Below are 21,158 nucleotides of genomic sequence, written 5' to 3' on the forward strand. Positions count from 1 at the left end.
CGCTTTTAAGCGTCGGCGGTCATGCCAGTGCCGCCGCCCCGGTTAGCAACAGGCGGACCAACTCGCCTTGTCCATGCGTGCCGGTCTTGGTGTAGATGCGTCGGGAATAGTTGCGCGCGGTTTCGATCGTTAGGCCGAGCGTGACAGCAGTTTGTACGATGCTCGCACCGTCGGCGAGCAACGCGGCGAAGCGCGCCTCGCTGGCCGTCAGCCCGTGCAGCGCGCCGATCGCCGCGATCCGCACGGAACTGGCCGAGATCGCCGCGCGAATCAAGGCGATCGACGCGCCGCCACGCGCCATCAGCAGCGCCTCCAACCGGGGGGTGGACGACAGCAGCAGCGCGCGGGGCGGCTCTTCCGGCGTGGCGACAAGTGTGGCCAGCAGGCGCTCGCCTTCCGCATCGCCGGTGCGCAATCGCTGGCCGAGCACGGGCGGCGTCCCGGTCAGCGCTCGTATCGTCCTCTCGGCGGCGGAATCGAAATCGGTCACCCGCGCTTCCTGATCGAATGCGATCCAGCCGGCGCCGGCCCGCGCTAGCGCATCCTCCGCGATGGCGAGCCGGTCGCGTGCGCGCTCCTCGCGCATCAACCCGGCGATCGCAATCGCGAGGTGCGGCGCGAGCGCGGAGAGCAGCGCCCCGTCCGCCGCCGAAAAGACGCGATCAGTGCTGTGGATGGCGAGCACCGCGCTCGTCCCGCCAAGCTTCGCCACGCGCACGATGCGCAGATCACCCGGCGGCGCTTCGTCCAACTCCGCGGCGGCATAGACCCGGCTGGGACGCAGCCGGTCGGGGGCGAGATCGGATAGTGGCGGCGGCAGGTTCGTCCCGACCGTCAGGCGTGCGAGATCGGCGCGCGTCCGCTGGCGCAGGCGGCGCAGGAAAGTGTCCCAGCGCGGCTCCTCCCGCGCGCCCTCGTGGAGCGGGAGCAGCAGATCGGTCTCGTCGACGCGGCTTAAGGCCATCTGCCTCCCATATGGGAGGTGGCGCGGGAAAGCCAGTCGCGCAGGTGACGGCGCATGACGACCGACGCGAAGACCCTCACCCATCTGGAACGGCTGGAGGCCGAATCGATCCACATCATCCGCGAGGTGGTGGCGGAGTGCGAGAAGCCGGTGATGCTCTATTCGGTCGGCAAGGATTCGGCGGTGATGCTGCATCTGGCGCGCAAGGCCTTCCATCCCGCGCCACCGCCCTTCCCGTTGCTGCATGTCGACACGACGTGGAAGTTTCGCGCGATGTACGACCTGCGCGACCGGATGGCGCTCGAGTCGGGCATGGAATTGCTCGTCTATCGCAACCCGGAGGCGGAGGCGCGCGGGATCAATCCGTTCGATCACGGCCCGCTCCACACCGATATGTGGAAGACCGAGGGGCTGAAGCAGGCGCTCGACAAATACGGGTTCGACGCGGCGTTCGGCGGCGCGCGGCGCGACGAGGAGAAGAGCCGTGCCAAGGAGCGGGTGTTCAGCTTCCGCTCGGCCAGTCACCGCTGGGACCCGAAGAACCAGCGCCCGGAATTGTGGAACCTCTACAATACGAAGAAGGCGCGCGGCGAGAGCATCCGCGTCTTCCCGATCAGCAACTGGACCGAGCTGGACATCTGGCAATATATCCAGCTCAACGACATACCGATCGTCCCGCTCTATTTCGCCGCGCCGCGCCCGACGGTGGAACGCGACGGCATGTTGCTGATGGTCGATGACGATCGCTTCCCGCTCGCGCCTGGCGAGGTGCCGGTGGAACGCTCGATCCGCTTCCGCACCCTGGGCTGCTATCCGCTGACCGGCGCGGTGGAGAGCGCGGCGACCACGCTGGAGGAAGTGATCCAGGAGATGCTGCTCACCACCACCAGCGAGCGGCAGGGCCGCGCGATCGACCGCGACGCGGGCGCTGCGAGCATGGAGAAGAAGAAGCAGGAGGGGTATTTCTGACGTGAGGGCAAAGCCCTCACGTCACCCCGGCGCAAGCCGGGGTCTCACGCCGCAAGCCGCGCCCTCCCTTCCAAGCGATCCCGGCCTTCGCCGGGATGACGGGACAAGACGATGACGAGCACCGACCCGATCTACAAAACCGACGCGCTGATCGCCGAGGATATCCACGCCTATCTCGACCGGCATCAGCACAAGTCGCTGCTGCGCTTCATCACCTGCGGCTCGGTGGATGACGGCAAGTCCACGCTGATCGGGCGGCTGCTCTACGATTCGAAGATGATCTTCGAGGACCAACTCGCCGCGCTGGAGGCGGATTCGCGGAAGGTCGGCACGCAGGGGCAGGAGATCGACTTCGCCTTGCTGGTCGATGGCCTCGCCGCCGAGCGCGAACAGGGCATCACGATCGACGTCGCCTATCGCTTCTTCGCGACCGAGAAGCGCAAGTTCATCGTCGCCGACACGCCGGGGCATGAGCAATATACCCGCAACATGGTGACCGGCGCCTCGACCGCCGACCTCGCCGTGATCCTGATCGACGCGCGCAAGGGCGTGCTGACGCAGACGCGGCGGCATTCCTATCTCGCGCACCTGATCGGCATCCGGAACGTGGTGCTGGCGGTCAACAAGATGGACCTGGTCGATTACGATCAGGCGACCTTCGAGGCGATCGTCGCGGATTACGCGGCGTTCGCGCGCTCGATCGGCATCGCGGATTTCACCGCCATCCCGATCTCCGGCTTCAGGGGCGACAATATCACCGCGCTCTCGCCCAACACGCCATGGTATCGCGGGCCGGCGCTGATCGAACAGCTCGAGAACGTGCCGCTCGATGCCGAGGCGGATCAGGCGAAGCCGTTCCGGCTGCCGGTGCAGTGGGTCAACCGCCCGGACCTCGATTTCCGCGGGTTCGCCGGATTGGTCGCCAGCGGGCGGGTGAAGCCGGGCGACACGATCCGCGTGCTGCCCTCGGGCAAGACCTCCACCGTGGCGCGGATCGTGACGCTCGACGGCGATCTCGACGAGGCGGTCGCGGGGCAGTCGGTGACGCTGACGCTGGCCGACGAGATCGATTGCTCGCGCGGCGACGTGATCGCCGCCGCCGATGCCCCGCCGCAGGCCGCCGACCAGTTCGAGGCGACGATCGTGTGGATGGCCGAGGAGGAGATGCTGCCCGGCCGCTCCTATTGGCTGAAGCTGGCGACGCAGACGGTCGGCGCGACGGTGCAGGCGCCGAAATATCAGGTCAACGTCAACACGCTAGAGCATCTGGCGGCCAAGACGCTGGACCTCAACGCGATCGGCGTCGCGAACCTGTCCACCGACCGGCCGATCGTGTTCGAGCCTTATGCCGACAACCGCCAACTCGGCGGCTTCGTGCTGATCGACAAGCTGACCAACGCCACCGTCGCGGCGGGGATGCTGCACTTCTCGCTCCGCCGCGCGCAGAATGTTCATTGGCAGCCGCTCGACGTGACGCGCGAGGTGCGCGCCGGGCTCAAGAACCAGAAGCCGGCGGTGCTGTGGTTCACCGGCCTGTCCGGCGCGGGCAAGTCGACCATCGCCAACCTCGTCGAGAAGAAGCTGGCGCGGATGAACCGCCACACCTTCCTGCTCGACGGCGACAATGTGCGGCACGGGCTGAACAGGGACCTCGGCTTCACCGACGCCGACCGCGTCGAGAACATCCGCCGCGTCGGCGAAGTTGCGCGGCTGATGACCGACGCGGGGGTGATCGTCATCACCGCCTTCATCTCCCCCTTCCGCGCCGAGCGCGAGATGGTGCGGCGGATGATGCAGCCCGGAGAGTTCGTCGAGATCCACATCGACACCCCGCTCGCCGAGGCCGAGGCGCGCGACGTCAAGGGCCTCTACGCCAAGGCGCGCAGCGGGGCGCTCAAGAACTTCACCGGCATCGATTCGCCCTATGAGCCGCCGCTCGATCCCGAAATCCGCATCGACACCACCGCGATGAGCGCGGAGGAGGCCGCCGAGCTGATCGTGCGGCGGCTGATTCCATAACGGGACGATCTCGCCGCGCGCGCGATGGACAGGGTTGCGCCGCCTCTGCTAACCTTGCTTGCGCCGCGCCGGGGGCTGCGTGGGGGAGAGGATCGGTGTTTCGTTCGGGTAACGGAATGGAGGCGGTTGCCATTGCACCGTCGGGATCGGCCGGTCGCCTTCGGGGGAGGCGCCGCACGCGGCGTCGGGAGCCGTAACGCGCGATGCAGACGCCTTTCGACTGGCTGACGCTGATGGTTTTCACCGGCCTCGTCGTGCTGATGCTCCATCGCTCGGCCGCGGAGGAGCCGGTCGATAAATTATGGCATTATGCCCCGCCGGCGGTGGGCTGCGCGGTCGTCAACTATATTGGCAACGAGGGCCATATCACCCTCGCCATCTTCGGCCTGGTCGCGGTCATCCTCTATATCCTGCTGGTATTGCGGCCGAAAATCTCGTTGTGATGCCGGCGGCCAGCCGCCTCATCCGAGGATGAAGTCGGACTGGACGAGCGGGCCGGAAGCCTTGACGTTGAGCGCGAAGTCGGCAACGCCGTCGCCATTGGTGTCGCCCATCACGTTCCAGTAGCCGCCGATTGAATCCACCCGCACTTCTCCCGCAGTATGCGAGAAGGGCTTGTTGGCGATAAAGGTGAATGCGTCCTTCGCGATCGTATTGGTGTTGGCGTCGAACTGCGACAGATCGATCTTGTCGCCTTCGGCATGGCTGAAATCGAGGATGGTGTCGGTATTGGTGATGGTGTTGCCGAGATCGCCAGGGGCGAATACGAACCGGTCCGCCCCGGCGCCGCCGACCAGCGAATCCTTGCCCGGGCCGCCGATCAGCACGTCGTTGCCGTTGCCACCGGAAAGATAGTCGTTGCCCGCGCCGCCGATGAGGATGTCATTGCCGTTGCCGCCGCTCAGTGAATCGTTGCCGTCTCCACCGTCAAGGTAGTCGTCGCCATCACCACCTTGCAGCACGTCGTCGCCACCGCCGCCCGAGAGGATGTTGTTGCCGGCATTGCCGGTGATTATGTTCGCGGCGTCGTTGCCGGCACCATTGATATTGCCCGATCCACCCAGGCGGAGATTCTCAAGGTTCGCGCCGAGTGTGTAGCTGATCGAGCTGACGACCGTGTCGGTGCCGCCGCCGGGCAGTTCGACCACCACGTCGCCGGGATTGTCGACGACATAGGTGTCGTCGCCGTCGCCGCCGGCCATATAGTCGGCCCCGGTTCCGCCATCGAGATAATCGTTGCCGGCGCCGCCGATCAGGGTGTCGTTGCCGTCATAGCCGTACAATTTGTTCGCGCCGAGGGTGCTGCCGGTGATGACGTTGTCTGCGGCGTTCCCTATGCCGGTGAACGTGCTTGATCCGGTAGCGGTCAGGTTTTCAAGGTTCGCGCCGAGCGCGTAGCTGCCGAGTGAAGTACGAACCTCGTCGATGCCGCCGCCGGGCAACTCGACCACCACATCGCCGGGATTGTCGACGATATAGGTATCATTGCCCGCGCCGCCGACCATGCGATCCGCGCCTGTGCCGCCATCGAGATAATCGTTGCCGGCGCCGCCGATCAGGGTGTCGTTGCCGTCATAGCCGTACAGTTTGTTGCCGCCGTCGCCGCCAGTGATCACGTTGGCGAGATCGTTTCCGGTTCCGGTGAAGGCTCCGCTGCCGGTGTAGGTGAGGTTTTCGATATTCGCTCCCAGCGTGTAGCTGTCGAGCGAGGTGCGAACCTCGTCGGTGCCCCCGTTGGCCGCCTCGACCACCACGTCGCCGGGATTGTCGACGATATAGATGTCGTTGCCGGCTCCCCCCGTCATCGTATCCGCGCCCGTGCCGCCATCGAGATAATCGTTACCGGCGCCGCCGATCAGGGTGTCGTTGCCGGCGCCGCCATACAGCTTGTTACCGCTGTTGCCGCCGGTGATTACATTGTCCAGATCGTTGCCGGTGCCGACGAAGCCGCTTTGGCCGATATAGCTCAGCGTCATAGCGCCGGATTCCAGCGTATAGCTGGAGGCGGCGGTGGTTATGTTTTGGGCGACCGGAGTTGGTTGATTTGCCGCCGGGAGGCCGGAAACATTATTCGCGGGGACGGGTCCAGATGCCTTGCTAGCCTCCGCCTGACCATTCACCGGCGCCGACCAGGCGGGCGATGCACTGTCGTAGATAGATTTTAGCGTGCCATACAGCCCGCCCGGACGATCAACCTGTGCATCGGTATAGGCGTTGAGCAGTGTCCCGCCAGCAGCCGAAAAGCTGTCGATCATCTGCGTATAGATAGTCGCCATTCGCGGATCGGCTTCGAGTCGCGAAAAGAAATCCATTACGATCGGTTGATCAGCGGCCGAAAACCCTGCGGCGCTAAGATCAATGCCGCCTTCATATGCAACAAGATCAAGGCCATATTTTTTTGCGACCGTTGCCTGGTAAGCCCATTGCGCGATGATCGAAGGCAAGGATCCCCAGCCGGTCAACGTGCCGCCGTTAGCAATCTCATTGAAAGCGGCGTCCAGCCCGGCGCTGCCGCCTTTCGCCCAGCCAAGGATCGTTGCCCGATCCGCGCTGTTCTGGCCACTCAACTCGCTGCCGAAATAGGTGGTGACCGCATAACTCTGGAAAAGTGACGAGACGTCACCCAAGCCCGCCTTTGCGACGCCCTCAAAAATATACTTTTCCAGTCCGAGATTCGCCGTTTGGGTAGCGAGCACGTTGTCCAGGCGGGTAGCCGCGCCGTCCCCGAAGACATCATTTGCGATCGCCGCAATCTGGGCGGAGCGATAGCCGTAATATTGTTGCACGCCGCGCGTGACATTTGTGCCCCAGAGCTGGGTGGCCAGCTGGTTTGCGTAACGCGATTGTTGGAATCCCCAGTTCCACATTTCATTGGAATATTCGACATTGACCTTCAGCGAAGGATCAAGGTTGTCGCGCACATAGGTCAACATCTGGCGCACGTAATCGTCGTTCGCCTGCGTCGGTATGTTGAGCCACATGTTGGTGCGGCTTTCGTTCGCCAGCGCGACCATCGCCTCGATCGGCACGCCCGTCGTGCTGCCGGTACTCGCCCAGGAAAGCGTGTCCGGCGTCGTCCGCTGCGACCACGAGGTGGCGGTGGTGATGTTGGTCTGTTCCCAGTCCATGTAGCGCAAGGTGCCGAATTGCGAGACTTGCTTTACGAACGCGGGATTGAACAACTCGCCCTGATTGAACAGCGCCATCTGATCTTGCCGGACGACGTGCATCGCCGTCAGCGGATTGGAAGCGGCGATGCTGGTGATCATCACCGTCTGCATTGGATTGGCGCCGGTGACGGTAAAGGTGATCTCGCCCGGTTTGGAGCTGACGATCGTGGCGCCCGGAATGCGGAAGGTGGCGGTTCCGGTATAGGTCAGGACATAGGTATTGTCGGTTCCGGCGGATGCCGGATCGAGTGCGATTATCGTCGAAACGCTGGTCGCACCGGTGGGAATTGTCGTGGGATAGCCGTTCTGATCCACGATTAGCGAGGAAACTGAAGTGCCTTGCACCCCCCAGGTGCCGGCGGTTTTCATCCTGTCGAGAAAGGGATATTCCGTGCTCCAATAGTTGACTGGAGACAAGTTGATCCCGACGGATGTAGTGTTCGACATGGATTGAGAGTTCCCTGAGTTTGTCCTGTAACTGACAGAATTCTACTCTTTCTTCCTCTATACGAACGGTTAATGGCTGTTTAATCAATATTGAACGATGAGGCGGAGTATACCGCTGCCTCTCACCGCTCCTTGAGCGCGTTCCCCCGCGCTTCCTCGATCGGGCTGGTGAGGTAGCTCAGGTAGCTGCGATTGCCGGTGACGATATCGGCCACCACGGTCATCCCCGGCATCAGCGACATCAGCCGGTCGCCACGATCCACCGTGGCGCGGTCGAGCGCGACGCGGACGATATAGACGGTGCCGAGTTTCTCGTCGTCGATCGCGTCCGGGCTGATGCTGACCACCCGCCCCGGCACCGTGCCGTAGCGCGAGAAGGGAAAGGCATCGAGCTTCAGCGCCACCTTCTGGCCCGGCTGGACGAAGCCGGCGTCGCGGTTGAGCAGCTTCACCTCGGCGACCAGCGTATCGCCCGAAGGCACCACCGTCATGATCGGCTTGGCCGCCTCGACCACGCCGCCCTCGGTATGCAGCGAGAGCTGGCCGACCGTGCCGTCCGCCGGCGCGCGCAGCGCCTGGAAGCCGGACCGCTGCTTCGCCTTGACCATCTCCTCCTGCCGCAGCCGCATCTCGGTGGTCGCCTTGACGAGCTGCTCGTACAGCTCGGCGCGGGCGTCGGCGCGTGACTTGGCGAGCGTGGAGGCGGCGCCCCCCGCCTGCGCCGCGGCGCGGCGGATCGCCTCGCGCGCGGCATCGCGGCTCCCGGCCTCGAGGATGCGCTGGCGGCGCATTTCCAGCACCTTGAGCCGCGAAACGAAGCCCTTCTCGAGCAATTGCTCGTTGGCGGCGATCTGCTGGTCGAGCAGCGGCAGCGACTTGTCGAGCTTCGCCACCTCGGCGCGCGCGCTGGCGATGTCGGCGCCCGCCACGCCGCCGTTCGCGGCATTGGCGGCGATCGTCGCGCGAATGTCGGCGAGCCGCGCCCGCGCCAGCGACTCCTGCGCCGCGATCGACGCGGCGTCCGCCCCCGCCGGCGGGGTGAGGACGAGCGGCTTGCCGTCGAGCGCGTCGATCACCGCGCGGGTGCGCGCCACTTCGAAAGCGGCGGTTTCATAGGCCTTGGCCGCCTGCGCTGCCTCCGCGCCGGATACGGTGGGATCGAGCAGGACGAGCGGCTGGCCCTTTTTCACATGGTCGCCGTCATGGACGAGGATGCGCCGCACCACGCCCGCCTCGGCCGGCTGGACGAGCTGCACCGCGCCCTTCGGCACGATCCGCCCGGTGGCGGAGGCGATGATGTCGGTCCGCCCCAGCACCAGCCAGCCGGCGAGGAAGATGATGCCCGCCATCATCACCCGCGCGGTCAACCGCGCGGTGGGGGACACGGGGCGCTCGATCACCTCCAGCGCGGCGGGGAGGAACGCGGCGTCGTCGATACGCAGCCGCTCCGCCTCGCGCTGGCGGTCCTCGGCGAGCGCGGCCTTGACCAGCGACCAGTTGGTGGTGAGCGCGTTCATGCGGCGATTTCCTTGATGCCGGCCTGCCGGCGGTGAAGCTCGGCATAGCGCCCGCCCAGCTCGATCAGCTCGTCATGCGAGCCGCCCTCGACGATCCGGCCCTTTTCCATGGCGATGATCCCGTCGCATTCGCGCACGGCGGAGAGCCGATGCGCGATGATGACGACGGTGCGCCCGCGCGCGATCGCCTTCAGGTTGCGGCGGATGATCTCCTCGCTCTCCGCGTCGAGCGCGGAGGTGGCCTCATCGAGGATCAGGATGCGTGGATTGGTGATGAGCGCGCGGGCGATGGCGATGCGCTGGCGCTGGCCGCCCGACAGGTTCGCGCCGCGCTCGACGATCGGCGTGTCGTATCCGTGCGGCTGCTGGAGGATGAACTCGTGCGCGCCGGCCAGCTTCGCCGCCTGCATCACCCGCTCCAGCGGCATCGCCGGATTGGCCAGCGCGATATTCTCGCGAATCGAGCGGTTGAACAGGATATTCTCCTGCAGCACCACGCCGATATGACGGCGCAGCCACACCGGATCGGCCTGCGCCAGATCGATGCCGTCGACCATCACCCGCCCGCTTTCCGGGGAATAGAGTCGCTGGAGCAGCTTGGTCAGCGTCGACTTGCCCGAGCCGGACGAGCCGACGATGCCGATCGACCGCCCCGCGCCGATATGCAGCGAGACGCCGTCGATCGCCGGCGGCGTATCCGGGGCGTAGCGGAAGCGGATGTTCTCGAAGGTGATCGTGCCCTGCATCGCGGGCATGTCCACCTTGCCGCTGGTCTGCCGCTCGACCGGATGGTTGAGGATGTCCCCCAGCCGCTCGATCGAGATGCGCACCTGCTGGAAATCCTGCCAGATCTGCGCCATGCGGATCACCGGGCCGGAAACGCGCTGCGCGAACATGTTGAACGCCACCAGCGCGCCGACCGTCATCTCGCCGCCGATCACCTGCTTCGCGCCGAAGAACAGGATCGCGGCGAAGCCGAGCTTGGAGATCAGCTCGACCGCCTGGCTGCCGGTGGAGGACAGCGTGGTGACGCGCAGCGCCGACCCGCTATAGGCGGCGAGCTGGCGTTCCCACCCCTCCTGCCATTGCGGCTCGACCGCCGAGGTCTTGACGGTCTGGATGCCGCTGACGCTTTCCACCAGCAGCGCGTTGCTCGCCGCGCCGCGCTCGAACTTCTCCTCGATGCGATCGCGCAGCGGGCGGGTGACGAACAGCGAGACGGCGACATAGCCGACCAGGGTGAGGGCGACGATGCCGAACAGCGCGGGGGAATAAACGATCATCGCCACCATGAAGACGATCGTGAACAGCGGATCGACCAGCACGGTCAGCGAGGCGTTGGTGAGGAACTCGCGGATCGTCTCGAGCTGGCGGACGCGGGTGACGGTGTCGCCGACGCGGCGGCGCTCGAAATAATCGAGCGGCAGCGCGAGCAGGTGGCGGAACACCCGCGCGCCCAGCTCGACGTCGATCTTCTGGCTCGTCTCGGCATAGAGCCGGCTGCGAATCCAGCCGAATGCCGCCTCCCATACCGACACCGCAACGAAGGCGATCGCCAGCACGTTCAGGGTGGAAAGCGAATTGTGTGCCAGCACCTTGTCGATCACGTTCTGGAACAGCAGCGGCGAGGCCAGCCCGAGCAGGTTGAGCGTGCAGGTGATCAGCAGCACCTCCCCGATCAGCCGGCGATAGCGCACGATCTGCGGCACGAACCAGCGGATGTCGAAGCGGCCGGGACCGCCGGCGGCCGGCTCGCGCGTGGTGACGAGCACGACCTCGCCCGACCATAGCGCGTCCAGCCCGGCGCGATCGACGCGCTCCACTTCGCGCCCCGGCCGCTGGATCAGCACGCCGTCGTCAAGCAGGCGGCCGATCAGGAACCAGCCCTCTGGCCCATTGGCGAGCAGCGGCAGCGGCTGGCGCGACAATTTGCCCGGCGCGACCTGCGCCTGACGCGCGCGCACGCCAGAGAGTCGCCGCGCGAGGCGCACGATGTCGCCCCCTTCGAGCGGGCCGGATTTGCCCAATTCGTGACGCAGTTGCGCCGGATCGACCACCATCCGGTGCAGCGAAAGCAGCAGCGCGAGCGCACGCACACCCGATTCGGGGTCGATCGTCGGCCCGCCGAATGCTTCGTTCAGACGTGCAAAACGCTCGGTCAAATTCATCGCGCGGGCCTCGGCTGCATACAGACGCGCGACCTCGGTAACGGCAGATGGTAAACGCTGATTTAACCCGCGACATGATGGCGGACGATTAAATTCGCCCTGTCCTACATTCTTATTTAGAACATATCAGGAACATTCCTGCCGATTCGCGGTGCCGGATCGGCCTCATCCAAGGGAGATGTTCCGATGCCGATCGATCCTTTCGCCCAGTTCAGCGACGCGGTTGTCGCCCCGGCCGGCGCGCCGTTCGCGGTGACGCCTAGTGACGCCACGCCGCTGCCGGTGGTGCCCAAGGCGCTCTATGTCGGCACCGCCGGCGATGTCGTGCTGCGCGGCGTCGCCGGAACGGGCGACGTGACGTTCCGCAACGTCGCCGCCGGGCAGGTGATCGACGTCCGCGCCGGTTTCGTGCGCGCGACCGGCACCACCGCCGCCGATATCGTGGCGTTGGCGTGATGTCGTTGGGTTTCGCGCTCGGCGCGCGGGCGCGGCGGGGAGGATTGGCGTCGCCGCCGCCGGCCGTCGCCGCCCTGCCGCAGCAGGCGGCGATCGTCGCCCGCTGGTCGGCGGACGAAATTCCGTCGCAGGCCGACAACAGCGCCCTCGCCGGCTGGACCGACAGTGTCGGTGGTCTCGTGGCGGCGCAGGCGACCGCTGCCGCGCAGCCGAAATATCGCGTCGGCGGAGCGGGCGGCAAGCCTTATGTGCTCTTCTCGGGAGCGCAATATCTCGACGCGGGGACCAGCAACGCGGTGGCAAGCGCTTGCCAATCGGCGACGAGCAGCGCGTTCGTTGTCTGCCGCAACGTGCAGGCATCCAGTTTCGGCTTCCTGTTCACCGCGTCGAACTCGACCGGCTATAACCTGTTCGCCAACGGGGCGCAGGCCGGCTTCTTCGGCAACGGGCTGGGGCGTTGCCCTTATGCCGGGAGCGGGCTGACCACGCTGGGCTATACCGCCGGGCGGCCGGAGACGACGTCCGCACGCTACTTCGTCAACAACAGTTGCGTCACCCATCTCGGCAAGCTGACGGCGGCGGCGGGGCACAATGTCGGCATCGGCGGATCGCCGGCCACCCCCGCCACCGCCGCCAAGGCCGAGATCTATGAGGTGATCGTCTGGAACCGGGCGCTGACCGCCGCCGAGATGATGCAGGTCGAGATATGGGCGCGCGGCAAATATGCCGCTCCCTTGCCATGGGCGGGCGGACCGTTCCGCCTGTTCCACGGCGACAGCCTGACCAACGGCTACAGCATGACGGCCCCGCTCAACAGCTATCCGGCGAAGGTGGCGGCGATGAACGGCTGGAGCCTGGGTACGTGGACCAACCTCGGCCATGTCGGCATATCCATGACAGCGATGGATGCCGAGGCGGCGGCGGAGATCGATCCGATGCTGGCGCTGCTCGGTTCCACCCCGGCCCATCTCGCGGCTTGGGAATGGTATAACCAGCGCGGCCTGTCGACCGCCGTGGCCACGGCCGCGACCGAAGGTTATTTCCGTGCGCGGCGCGCGGCGGGCGTTGCGAAGCTGGTGTTGTTGACCAGCACCGACGCCGCCGATCCGTTCGACCTTCCGGCGGCGCGGGCGGCATATAATGGCTATTTCGATGTCAACGGGCCGGATTTCTGCGACGCCTATGTCGCGCTCCATGCCGATGCGATGATCGGCGTGGAAGGAGCTTGTCCAAACGCCGCGCCTTACGGCCCCACTTTCCATAGCGACGGCATCCACCTCACCGACGCGGGCTATGCCGTGCTGGCGGGCATCGTCGCGCCGGTCATGGCGGCGCTGTGAGACAGGGATGAGCCTTGGCGGCGGGGCGCGTGCCCTGCCGCCCTTCGCGCTATTTCCTGCGGAGGATGTCGGGCTTCAGGATGTGGAAGATATAGCCGATCACCGCGGCGAGCACGAGCACCGCGACGAGATGGTTGCCCTCGTTGCCGAAATAGTTCGCCACCGCGCAGCCGATCGCCGGCGGCAGATATTGCCAGAGCCGATCCGACGGCTCCTCATGCGATGACCGCTGTAGCAGCAGCACAACGAGGCCGGCGAAGATCGCGACGGAGATCCAGTCGTAGGCCGTCTGCATGAATCGATTCAGCTCCCAGAAAGGCGAAGATGCGGGTTTCTCCGCATCTTCGCCCATTAAGCACGAAACGGTTGACGAAGAAATAAGGTGCGCGACGGTCGCTTCATCGCCTTGCCCGGGCGAAGATGCGGACGATGGCGCGGCGCCGAAACATTTGCGGACATCGTTAATGTATCGGAATGGTCCAGCCACGCTTACGACCGGCGGTGCTCCTTGCTAAACCAAGGGACCTCCGATAAAAAATGCCCAAGGGAAAGTCGGCGAGTATCGCGGTGATCTGCCTGTGCCCTTGGGAGGTGTTTCCACCGTGGATTCCGGTCTGCTGGCGCAAAGATCGCAGACACCGATCGACTGGGTCCGATCCAGGCCGCTGCTGATTCTGGGACTGCTGGCGATCGTCATTCCGGTGATGATCCGGGTAGGGCAGGAAAGCTGGTCGACGGAGCAGGGCGCGCACGGGCCGATCGTGCTTGCGACGGGCCTTTGGCTGCTGAGCCGCGAGTGGGGGCGGGCGGCGGCGCTGGCCCGGCCGGGATCATGGCTGGCCGGCACGGCGCTGCTCGCCGTGCTGCTGCCGCTCTATATCTTCGCGCGGGTGACGAGCATCGTCGAGATCGAGGGCGCGGCGATGTACGCCATCGTGCTGACGGCCGCGTACCTGCTGTGGGGTGCGGCTTCGCTCCGCGTGGTGTGGTTCCCGCTCGTCTATCTGCTGTTCATGTTCCCGCCGCCCGACACGTTGTTCGCGATGCTGACCCAGCCGCTGAAGATCGCCATCTCGCAATGGGCGGTGACGATCCTGCACGCGGCCGGCTATCCGATCGCGGGATCGGGCGTGACGATCCAGATCGGTCAATATGACATGCTGGTGGCGGCGGCCTGCGCCGGGCTGAATTCGATGATCAGCCTGACGGCGCTCGGCCTGTTCTACATCTATATCCGGCACAGCGCGAACTGGCGCTACATGCTGTTCCTGTTGGCATGCATCCTGCCGGTGGCAATCGTGGCGAACCTGATCCGCGTGCTGATCCTGCTGCTCGTCACCTATCATTTCGGTGAGGCGGCGGGGCAGGGCTTCATTCACGAGGCGGCCGGGCTGACGATGTTCATGACGGCGCTGCTCGGTATCTTCCTGATCGACAGTCTGGCGCGGCCGCTGCGCGATCGGCTCGCGGCGCGGGGGGCGGCGGCATGAACGAGGAAAGCTGGCTGCGGCGCGCCGAACAACAGGGCGAGTCGCGGACGACGCGGCGCGAGATGCTGCTCGGCGGCGCGCTGCTGGCGACGGCGGCGGCGGGCTTCGCGCTGATGCCGCGCCGGGTGGAGAAGCTGCTCGGCGACGCCAAGCTCGACAAGCTGGTGCCGGAGAATTTCGCCGGCTGGCGCTATCAGGCGGCCAGCGGGTTGGTGCTGCCGCCGGCCGACCAGCTTCGCGACAAGATCTACAGCCAGTTCGTCACGCGCGCCTATACGCGCGCCGACGGCGCGGCGGTGATGCTGCTCATCGCCTATAGCGGCGCACAGGACGGCACGATCCAGGTCCATCGACCCGAAATCTGCTATCCGGCGAGTGGTTATAAGCTGACCCAGATCGCCGGGCATGAGACGCCGCTGGCGCCGGGTCTCACCATCCCCTCGCGCTATATCGTCGCGGAGGCCGACTTGCGGCGCGAGCAGCTTATCTACTGGACGCGCGTGGGCGATTATTTCCCGGCGAAATGGTCGGCGCAGCGCTTGGCGGTGATCAAGGAAAATTTTTCCGGCGTCATCCCGGACGGCGTGCTGGTGCGGATGTCGGCAGTCGGCGCGGACGATGCGCGCGGGTTGCTCGACAGCTTTGCGCGCGATCTCTACGCCGCCGTCGGCCCGCGCCTGCGTCAGGTGCTGGTCGGGTTGGACCGTGCAGGCATGCAATTGAAATGAATCGGATATTTTCGTTGGGGGACAGGATGAGCAAGGTGAAAATCGGTCTGGTGGTCGCCACGGCGATGATGCTGCCGCTGGTCGCGGGTTGCCAGAAGAAGGCCGAAGGGCAAGTCGTCGCCGTGGTCAACGGCCATGAGATCACCCAGCAGGAGCTGAACGCCGAACTGGGCAATGCGCAAATCCCGCCCGGCGCCGACAAGAAGGCGATCATGGCGCAGTTGCTCCAGCGCGTTATCGACCGCAAGCTGCTGGTCGGCAAGGCCAAGGCCGAAGGGCTGGATCAGTCGCCGACCTACCTGACGCAGGTCTCGCGCGCGCAGGACGGCATCCTCATCGACCTGCTCGCCGAAAAGAGCGCCAAGGCGGTGCCGGTGCCGGATGCGGCGGCGGCGGCGAAGTTCGTCGCCGACAACCCCAGCCTGTTCGCGCAGCGCAAGCGCTACGTGCTCGATCAGATCGCCTTCCCGATGTCCAATGATCCGGCGCTGGCCGCGAAGCTCAAGGCGGCGCAGACCATGGCGGAAGTCGAGGCGGCGCTGAAGTCCTCGAACGTCCAGTACAAGCGCGGCAGCGCGACGCTCGATACGGCATCGATACCGCCGGACGCGGCGCAGAAGATCGCGGCGCTGAAGCCGGGCGAGCCGTTCCTCGTGCCGCAGAACGGGCAGGTGATCGCCAGCGTGATCAAGAGCGTCGAAGCACAGCCCGTCGACCAGCAGCAGGCCACGCCGGTCGCGACGCAGATACTGCGCCGCAAGGGCGTCGAGGAAGCCATGAAGAAGGATCTCGACGCCGAGCGTGCCAAGGCGAAGATCGACTATCAGCCGGGCTTCGCGCCACCGGCGGGTAAGGCCACGCCGTCGCCGGCCGCGACGAAATAACACCAGAATTCATATCGACGGAAGGGAGGGAGGACGCGAAGTTCTCTCTCCCTTTTTATGTGATCGGGCCGCGCCGGCCCACCGCGACTCGAAGCCGCGTTCAGCCCGGCCGAACTTTCGCCGCGCGCTGGCTGAGCGGGTTGGCCTTCGCGAAATCGCTGAGTGTCGCGGCGGCCTCGTCGCGGCGGCCTTCCGCGATCAGCAGGCGCGCCAGCCTGGCGGGCAGACGCGGATCGTCGTCCGCCGCGTTCATGCCGTCGCGCAGCGCCGTTTCCGCCAGCACTCTCTGGCCGTCCTGCAGGAGGAGATCGGCGAGCGTTAGCCGCGCCGCGACATTGCTCCCATCCTGCGCGACCGCGTTGCGCACATCCTCGATCGCGCCGCGCCGGTCGCCCGCGGCGGCGCGCAGCCGCCCGCGCGCGAGGAGCGCGCCGGGCTGGTCCGGGTCGGCCTGCAACACGTTCGCCAGCATCGCGTCGGCCCCGGCGCGGTCGCCACGCAGCCCGCGCGCATAAGCGAGCGCGGCGGCCGCGTTCGCCGCGTCGGGGCGCTGCATCGCGCCGGCGTCGAGCTTCTCGCCCTGAAGCAGGCGGATCGCCAGATCGGGGCGGCCGGTTTCGTTCGCGAACTGGGCATAGGCGGCCTTCATCGCCAGCGGCGCATTGGCGGCATCGGACAGCAGCCGGTCGGCCGCGATCGCGCCAGATCCCTGTTTCAGCCACAGGTTCAGCGCCCGGCCAGCCACGGCGATATCGCTCGCGCCGCCGTCCACCGCGCGGGCGATCGCCGCATTGGCGGCATCCGCATTGCCGCGATCGAACAGCAGGTCGGCATATTGGAACTGGATGTCGGGATCTTTCGGATTGGCCTGCGCGAGGCGCTCGACCGCGCGGAAAAGCCCGTCGCGATCGCCCGCGCGCTTGTAATATCCGGTCAATATGCTCAGCCGCCCGGTGGGGTTGCCGGGAGCGGCGGTGGCTCGCTCCATGACTTTGGCCGCGCCCGCATAGTCCTGCGCATCGGCCAGCAGGCGGGCCTTGACCATCAGCGCGATGGGGTCGCCCGGCTGGACGGCGAAAACCAGATCGAGGAAATGGTTGGCCTTGTCCCGGTCGCCGCGCGAGGCCGCGGCGGCGGCGCGCACGGTGTTGGGCAGGACGTCGCTGGGGTTGAGCGCCGCGAGCTGATCGGCATATTTCTCCGCCTGCCCCGCGATGTTGCCGGCGATCGCGATCTGGCACAGGCCGGTCAGCGCCTCGACATTGGCGCGATCGAGCTGGATCACGTTCTGATAGGCGTCATAGGCGCCGCTCAAGTCTTGCGCCGCGAGCGCGATATGCGCCTTGATCAGCCAGTAATCACTGATGTCGTCGCGCAGCGCCAGCGCGCGCTGGATATATTGCCGCGCGACCGTGATCTGTCCGCGTTCGAGCGCGCCCTGGGCGATCGCGGCGTCGTTGGCGGCCTTGCGATCGCTGGACGTGCAGCCGGCGAGCAGCCCGGCGGCGACCAGTGGAACGAGGAACGGGATCGAACGCTTCTTCATCGGTTACGAATGTCCGTATCTTGGTGCAGACAGGCAAGCATTGCCGGCGCGACGGCTGGCGTGCGTCGGGAAATCGAGGCGAGCGCATAGATGCAGGTTGTTCGGTTAACACTCTTTTGCCTAGCGATGGTGTAGGCAAGCAGGTAGAACATCAAGGCTCTCACGAAACAATGCGTTCAACAGAACAATCAGGGGTGATGAATGCGGCGTAAAGCATGGAAGATGGCTGCGGGCCTCGCTTGTGCCGGTCTGGTGCACGGGCCGGCGGCGATGGCGCAGGGAGGCGCCCCGGCCGCCTCGACGTCCACTCCCCCGGCGCAGCTTCGCGCCTATCGGATCAGTCCGGGCGACGAGCTTGAGGTCTACGTCTGGGGCGAGGACAAGCTCCAGCGCGATATAAAGGTGCTGCCGGACGGCACCTTCTCCTTCCCGCTGGTCGGGCAGGTCAATGCCAACAACAAATTGCCGTCGGAGGTGGAGCAGGAGATCACGCGCGGGCTGCGTAGCCAGTTCCGCGATGCCGTGCCGCAGGTGACGGTGTCGGTGAAGACGCCGGTGGGCGTGCAATTCTCGGTCGCCGGCAAGGTGCGCTCGCCGGGCGCCTTCGCCACCGGCCGTTATGTCAACGTGCTGGAGGCGCTCGCGCTGGCCGGCGGTCCGGGGGATTTCGCCGATCTCGGCAATGTCCGCATCCTGCGCAAGTCCGGCAATGGCCTGACGGTCATCAAGGTGCGCCTGACCGACATCATGAAGGGTAATCCCAGCGATCGGGATCTCGCCGGCCTGCCGCAGCTCGAGAGCGGCGATACGGTGGTCGTACCGTGAAGCTACGCTGGTATGGCTGTGTGGCCGCGGCCGCGCTGATCGCGCCCGGCGTCGCGCAGGCGCAGGAGGAGACTCGCGCCAGCATCGATGTTTCGCCGAACGTCGGATATTCGTCGAACCCCTTTTCAGGAACCGGCAACGATCTGGGCAGCGGCTATGCGGCGGTCGATATCGCGCCGCAGCTTCAGCTGCTGACGGCGCGCGACATCCTCACCGTTTCGGGAATGGCCAGCATCAAGGAATATTTCCAGCATTATGCGGAAGCATCCAGCTATAACGTCAGCGCCGATTATGCCGGACGCCCGTCGGAACGGGTGAACACGCATGTGCGGATGGACCTGTCGAGCGCGATCGTCGGCGCCTATGATACCGTGGGAGACCTGCTGACGAATCCGGCCGCGGGCGTGCCGCCGCCAACCGATCTTGCGCTGTACGGCTCGCGCGATCGCCGCCGGCGCGTCTATGTCACCGGCGATTTCAATATCGCGTTGTCGGAGCATGACAAGATCAACGTCAGTTCGTTCTACGAATCGACGCGCTATCGCAGCTTTGGCGATGCGAGCAATTATGACGGCTATGGCAGCACCTTCGGCTATTCCCGTCAGATCTCGGCCGCTACCAGTGTCGGTTTGCAAGGTTCGCTGGCGCGTTACGTCTATCCGGGGCAGCGCGGCGACACGCGGGTGATCTCCACGCAGGCCACGGCATCTACCCGGCTCGGCCCGTTCTGGACGCTGGACGGCGCGGTCGGCGTTTCGTTTGTCGACAGCAGCACCTTCGGGTCGACGCACAAGGCCTCCCTTTCCGGCAACGCGACCTTGTGCCGGAAGACCGACCGCACGAACTTGTGCTTCGTCGCATCGCGGTCGGTGCGGCCGACCGGCTTCAATGGCACGCAATATGTGAACATGTTCGGTATCGACGGCAGCCGGAAGCTCAGCGAGCACGACACGATTTCCCTCCACGCCGCCTATACCACCGAGGCGGGATCGCGTTCCCTGGTGCTGCCGGGCCTCAACACCCGTTTCCTGCTGGTGTCGGCGATGTTCGAACGTCGTTTGTCGGAACGGCTGCGCGTCTCGGCAATGGGACAATATCGCAACATCTTTACCGATATTTATAGCCGCCCCGCCGATATCGGCGGGCGAATCGGCCTGTCTTACCGTTTCGGAGATTTGCAATGACCGATAGCGGGCGGACCGGCTACGACGATCAGGAAGCGGCCTCGACCGGGTTGCTCGGCAATCTGCCGATGATCCTGTGGCAGCGCCGCTGGTTCGTGATCGTGCCGGCGGTGCTGATCGCGGTCGCCGCCGTCGCGGCGGCATTCCTGCTGCCGCGCAAATATGAGTCCAAGGCCACCCTGCTGGTCGAATCGCAGGATTTGCCGGGCGCGCAGCCCGGCGCGGCGAACGACGATCCGATCGACCGCCGCATGGCCAAGATCCGCCAGCAGATCCTGGCCCGGCCTGATCTGGTCGAACTGATCCAGGCCAACGATCTCTACAACGCCTCCGCGCACAGCGAGCCACTGTCGAAACTGGTCGACCGGATGCGCGATGCGACGACGATCAGCGCGATCGATGCCGATATCCAGCGGGGGGCGTCGTCGGGCAAGCCGGGCAGCGGGTCCATCGCCTTTTCGCTCTCCTTCTCGTATCCGCGCGCGGCGCAGGCGCAGATCGTCGCGCAGACCTTCGTCGATCGCCTGCTCAAGCTTTCGACCACCTCGACGCAACAGGAAGCACAGACCAACGTGTCCTTCCTGGAGGATCAGGAATCGAACCTTCAGGCGCAGGTGCAGGCGATCGAATCGCAGATCAACCACATCGCCGGGATCAATGGCGCGGCGCTGTCGGCGGCCGGGCTTGGGATGGTCGGCGCCGGCGCGTCGGTCGATTATGCCGGCCAGATCGCGGCATTGCAGCGCGAGAACGCCACGCTCGGCGCACAGGTGCAGAGTGGCGTGGGCGTGGAACGCGATCCGGCGGTCGCCGCCGCCGAAGCCGCGCTCGCCGCCGCCAAGGCGAAATATTCCGACGATCACCCGGATGTGAAGTCGGCGGAGCGGCTGCTCAAGGCGGCGCGCGACAATTCAAAGCAATATCAGGTCCGCGGTGTCTATAGCGTCGTGCAGCAGCAGATCGCGGCCAACAACCGGGCGATCGCCGATCTCGAGCGGCAGCGCGGCGCCGAGCAGAGCCGCGCCGCCGCGCTGGCCGCCGCGCAGGCGCGCGGGCCGCAGGTCACGCAGCAGGTGCAGCAGCTTCAGGCGCGGGCGGATATCATCCGCGCCAATCTGTCGAAGGTTTCCGCCAACCTGCTCACCGCGCGCTCGGTGGCGAAGCTGGCCGATCAGCAGCGTGGCGAACGGCTGACGCTGATCGATCCGCCGGTGACGCCGGACCATCCCACCTCGCCGAACCGGCCATTGCTGATCGCGGGTGGCATCGCGGGCGGTCTATTGGTCGGCCTGGCGCTGGCGTTCCTGATCGAGCTGATCCTGCGGCCGATTCGCAGCGTCGGCCAGCTCACCAATCTGCTGGGCGAGGCGCCGCTTGCGGTTGTTCCCGTCCTGTCCCGCAAGCGCAAGCGGAGCCGCTGGGTGCCGCGACGCTTTGCCCGCTCCGCTTGA

The 21,158-nt window shown here is 65.9% G+C and carries 17 protein-coding genes; 11 read left to right on the forward strand and 6 right to left on the reverse strand.

Annotated elements, in window-relative coordinates:
* Positions 1 to 19: 19 nt before the first annotated feature.
* Positions 20 to 964, reverse strand: coding sequence for a hypothetical protein (locus F9288_RS06995; RefSeq protein WP_174835961.1), 945 nt, complete (start codon positions 962 to 964; stop codon positions 20 to 22).
* A gap of 54 nt (positions 965 to 1,018) precedes the next feature.
* Here F9288_RS06995 and cysD point away from each other — a divergent pair, with 54 nt between their 5' ends.
* The 3 genes from cysD to F9288_RS07010 all read left to right on the forward strand — a co-directional run bounded on the left by cysD (position 1,019) and on the right by F9288_RS07010 (position 4,395).
* Positions 1,019 to 1,933, forward strand: a complete 915-nt coding sequence (gene cysD, locus F9288_RS07000; protein WP_174835962.1) for a sulfate adenylyltransferase subunit CysD — start codon at positions 1,019 to 1,021, stop codon at positions 1,931 to 1,933.
* 111 nt (positions 1,934 to 2,044) lie between these two features.
* Positions 2,045 to 3,952, forward strand: coding sequence for a sulfate adenylyltransferase subunit CysN (gene cysN / locus F9288_RS07005; protein ID WP_174835963.1), 1,908 nt, complete (start codon positions 2,045 to 2,047; stop codon positions 3,950 to 3,952).
* Positions 3,953 to 4,155: 203 nt separating this feature from the next.
* Positions 4,156 to 4,395 carry an XrtV sorting system accessory protein gene (locus F9288_RS07010; protein WP_174835964.1) on the forward strand — a complete coding sequence of 80 codons (240 nt, stop codon included), beginning with the start codon at positions 4,156 to 4,158 and terminating at the stop codon, positions 4,393 to 4,395.
* A gap of 18 nt (positions 4,396 to 4,413) precedes the next feature.
* On the opposite strand, the gene F9288_RS07015 is transcribed toward F9288_RS07010, so the two are convergent.
* From F9288_RS07015 to F9288_RS07025, 3 genes are all read right to left on the reverse strand, one after another.
* Positions 4,414 to 7,569 (reverse strand): calcium-binding protein, encoded by a 3,156-nt coding sequence (locus F9288_RS07015; RefSeq protein ID WP_174835965.1) that lies wholly within the window; start codon positions 7,567 to 7,569, stop codon positions 4,414 to 4,416.
* 122 nt (positions 7,570 to 7,691) lie between these two features.
* Positions 7,692 to 9,086 (reverse strand): HlyD family type I secretion periplasmic adaptor subunit, encoded by a 1,395-nt coding sequence (locus tag F9288_RS07020; RefSeq protein WP_174835966.1) that lies wholly within the window; start codon positions 9,084 to 9,086, stop codon positions 7,692 to 7,694.
* Positions 9,083 to 11,254, reverse strand: coding sequence for a type I secretion system permease/ATPase (locus F9288_RS07025; RefSeq protein WP_174835967.1), 2,172 nt, complete (start codon positions 11,252 to 11,254; stop codon positions 9,083 to 9,085). Before F9288_RS07025 ends, F9288_RS07020 begins: the two co-directional genes overlap by 4 nt.
* Before the next feature lie 186 nt (positions 11,255 to 11,440).
* Between F9288_RS07025 and F9288_RS07030 the strand changes: the two genes are divergently transcribed.
* Together F9288_RS07030 and F9288_RS07035 are read left to right on the forward strand one after the other, a co-directional pair.
* Entirely contained in the window at positions 11,441 to 11,710 is a 270-nt protein-coding gene (locus F9288_RS07030) for a hypothetical protein (RefSeq protein ID WP_174835968.1), read from the forward strand.
* Positions 11,710 to 13,050 (forward strand): SGNH/GDSL hydrolase family protein, encoded by a 1,341-nt coding sequence (locus F9288_RS07035; protein ID WP_174835969.1) that lies wholly within the window; start codon positions 11,710 to 11,712, stop codon positions 13,048 to 13,050. Before F9288_RS07030 ends, F9288_RS07035 begins: the two co-directional genes overlap by 1 nt.
* A gap of 49 nt (positions 13,051 to 13,099) precedes the next feature.
* On the opposite strand, the gene F9288_RS07040 is transcribed toward F9288_RS07035, so the two are convergent.
* Positions 13,100 to 13,345, reverse strand: a complete 246-nt coding sequence (locus F9288_RS07040) for an XrtV sorting system accessory protein (protein ID WP_174835970.1) — start codon at positions 13,343 to 13,345, stop codon at positions 13,100 to 13,102.
* A 307-nt stretch (positions 13,346 to 13,652) separates the two neighbouring features.
* Here F9288_RS07040 and xrtV point away from each other — a divergent pair, with 307 nt between their 5' ends.
* The 3 genes from xrtV to F9288_RS07055 are packed head-to-tail and all read left to right on the forward strand — an operon-like array spanning position 13,653 to position 16,152.
* A complete protein-coding gene (xrtV, locus tag F9288_RS07045; protein WP_254621111.1) occupies positions 13,653 to 14,540 on the forward strand; it encodes an exosortase V in 888 nt (295 codons plus the stop codon).
* Positions 14,537 to 15,268, forward strand: coding sequence for an exosortase-associated protein EpsI, V-type (gene epsI, locus F9288_RS07050; RefSeq protein WP_254621112.1), 732 nt, complete (start codon positions 14,537 to 14,539; stop codon positions 15,266 to 15,268). Before xrtV ends, epsI begins: the two co-directional genes overlap by 4 nt.
* Positions 15,269 to 15,294: 26 nt before the next feature.
* The gene (locus F9288_RS07055; RefSeq protein WP_174835971.1) at positions 15,295 to 16,152 is read left to right on the forward strand and encodes an EpsD family peptidyl-prolyl cis-trans isomerase; all 858 of its coding nucleotides are present in this window, start codon (positions 15,295 to 15,297) and stop codon (positions 16,150 to 16,152) included.
* Positions 16,153 to 16,252: 100 nt separating this feature from the next.
* On the opposite strand, the gene F9288_RS07060 is transcribed toward F9288_RS07055, so the two are convergent.
* A complete protein-coding gene (locus F9288_RS07060) occupies positions 16,253 to 17,698 on the reverse strand; it encodes a tetratricopeptide repeat protein (protein WP_174835972.1) in 1,446 nt (481 codons plus the stop codon).
* A 222-nt stretch (positions 17,699 to 17,920) separates the two neighbouring features.
* Between F9288_RS07060 and F9288_RS07065 the strand changes: the two genes are divergently transcribed.
* Genes F9288_RS07065 through F9288_RS07075 form a run of 3 tightly spaced genes read left to right on the forward strand, consistent with a single transcriptional unit; the run spans position 17,921 to position 21,158 of the window.
* Positions 17,921 to 18,523: a polysaccharide biosynthesis/export family protein gene (locus F9288_RS07065; RefSeq protein WP_254621113.1), complete on the forward strand. Its 603-nt coding sequence runs from the start codon at positions 17,921 to 17,923 to the stop codon at positions 18,521 to 18,523.
* A 20-nt stretch (positions 18,524 to 18,543) separates the two neighbouring features.
* Complete coding sequence (locus F9288_RS07070) at positions 18,544 to 19,707, forward strand: hypothetical protein (protein WP_174835973.1); 1,164 nt, start codon at positions 18,544 to 18,546, stop codon at positions 19,705 to 19,707.
* Positions 19,704 to 21,158 (forward strand): Wzz/FepE/Etk N-terminal domain-containing protein, encoded by a 1,455-nt coding sequence (locus tag F9288_RS07075; protein WP_174835974.1) that lies wholly within the window; start codon positions 19,704 to 19,706, stop codon positions 21,156 to 21,158. Before F9288_RS07070 ends, F9288_RS07075 begins: the two co-directional genes overlap by 4 nt.

It is taken from the genome of Sphingomonas sp. CL5.1 (assembly GCF_013344685.1).
Lineage (GTDB): Bacteria > Pseudomonadota > Alphaproteobacteria > Sphingomonadales > Sphingomonadaceae > Sphingomonas.

Bases quoted from the DNA above. Each gene is read 5' to 3' on its own strand.
- F9288_RS07075 (WP_174835974.1), top strand. From the start codon at position 19,704: ATGACCGATAGCGGGCGGACCGGCTACGACGATCAGGAAGCGGCCTCG.
- F9288_RS07065 (WP_254621113.1), top strand. From the start codon at position 17,921: ATGGCTGCGGGCCTCGCTTGTGCCGGTCTGGTGCACGGGCCGGCGGCG.
- F9288_RS06995 (WP_174835961.1), bottom strand. From the start codon at position 964: ATGGCCTTAAGCCGCGTCGACGAGACCGATCTGCTGCTCCCGCTCCAC.
- F9288_RS07040 (WP_174835970.1), bottom strand. From the start codon at position 13,345: ATGCAGACGGCCTACGACTGGATCTCCGTCGCGATCTTCGCCGGCCTC.
- F9288_RS07055 (WP_174835971.1), top strand. From the start codon at position 15,295: ATGAGCAAGGTGAAAATCGGTCTGGTGGTCGCCACGGCGATGATGCTG.
- F9288_RS07030 (WP_174835968.1), top strand. From the start codon at position 11,441: ATGCCGATCGATCCTTTCGCCCAGTTCAGCGACGCGGTTGTCGCCCCG.
- F9288_RS07015 (WP_174835965.1), bottom strand. From the start codon at position 7,569: ATGTCGAACACTACATCCGTCGGGATCAACTTGTCTCCAGTCAACTAT.
- F9288_RS07010 (WP_174835964.1), top strand. From the start codon at position 4,156: ATGCAGACGCCTTTCGACTGGCTGACGCTGATGGTTTTCACCGGCCTC.
- epsI (WP_254621112.1), top strand. From the start codon at position 14,537: ATGAACGAGGAAAGCTGGCTGCGGCGCGCCGAACAACAGGGCGAGTCG.
- cysD (WP_174835962.1), top strand. From the start codon at position 1,019: ATGACGACCGACGCGAAGACCCTCACCCATCTGGAACGGCTGGAGGCC.
- F9288_RS07035 (WP_174835969.1), top strand. From the start codon at position 11,710: ATGTCGTTGGGTTTCGCGCTCGGCGCGCGGGCGCGGCGGGGAGGATTG.
- F9288_RS07025 (WP_174835967.1), bottom strand. From the start codon at position 11,254: ATGAATTTGACCGAGCGTTTTGCACGTCTGAACGAAGCATTCGGCGGG.
- F9288_RS07060 (WP_174835972.1), bottom strand. From the start codon at position 17,698: ATGAAGAAGCGTTCGATCCCGTTCCTCGTTCCACTGGTCGCCGCCGGG.
- F9288_RS07020 (WP_174835966.1), bottom strand. From the start codon at position 9,086: ATGAACGCGCTCACCACCAACTGGTCGCTGGTCAAGGCCGCGCTCGCC.
- cysN (WP_174835963.1), top strand. From the start codon at position 2,045: ATGACGAGCACCGACCCGATCTACAAAACCGACGCGCTGATCGCCGAG.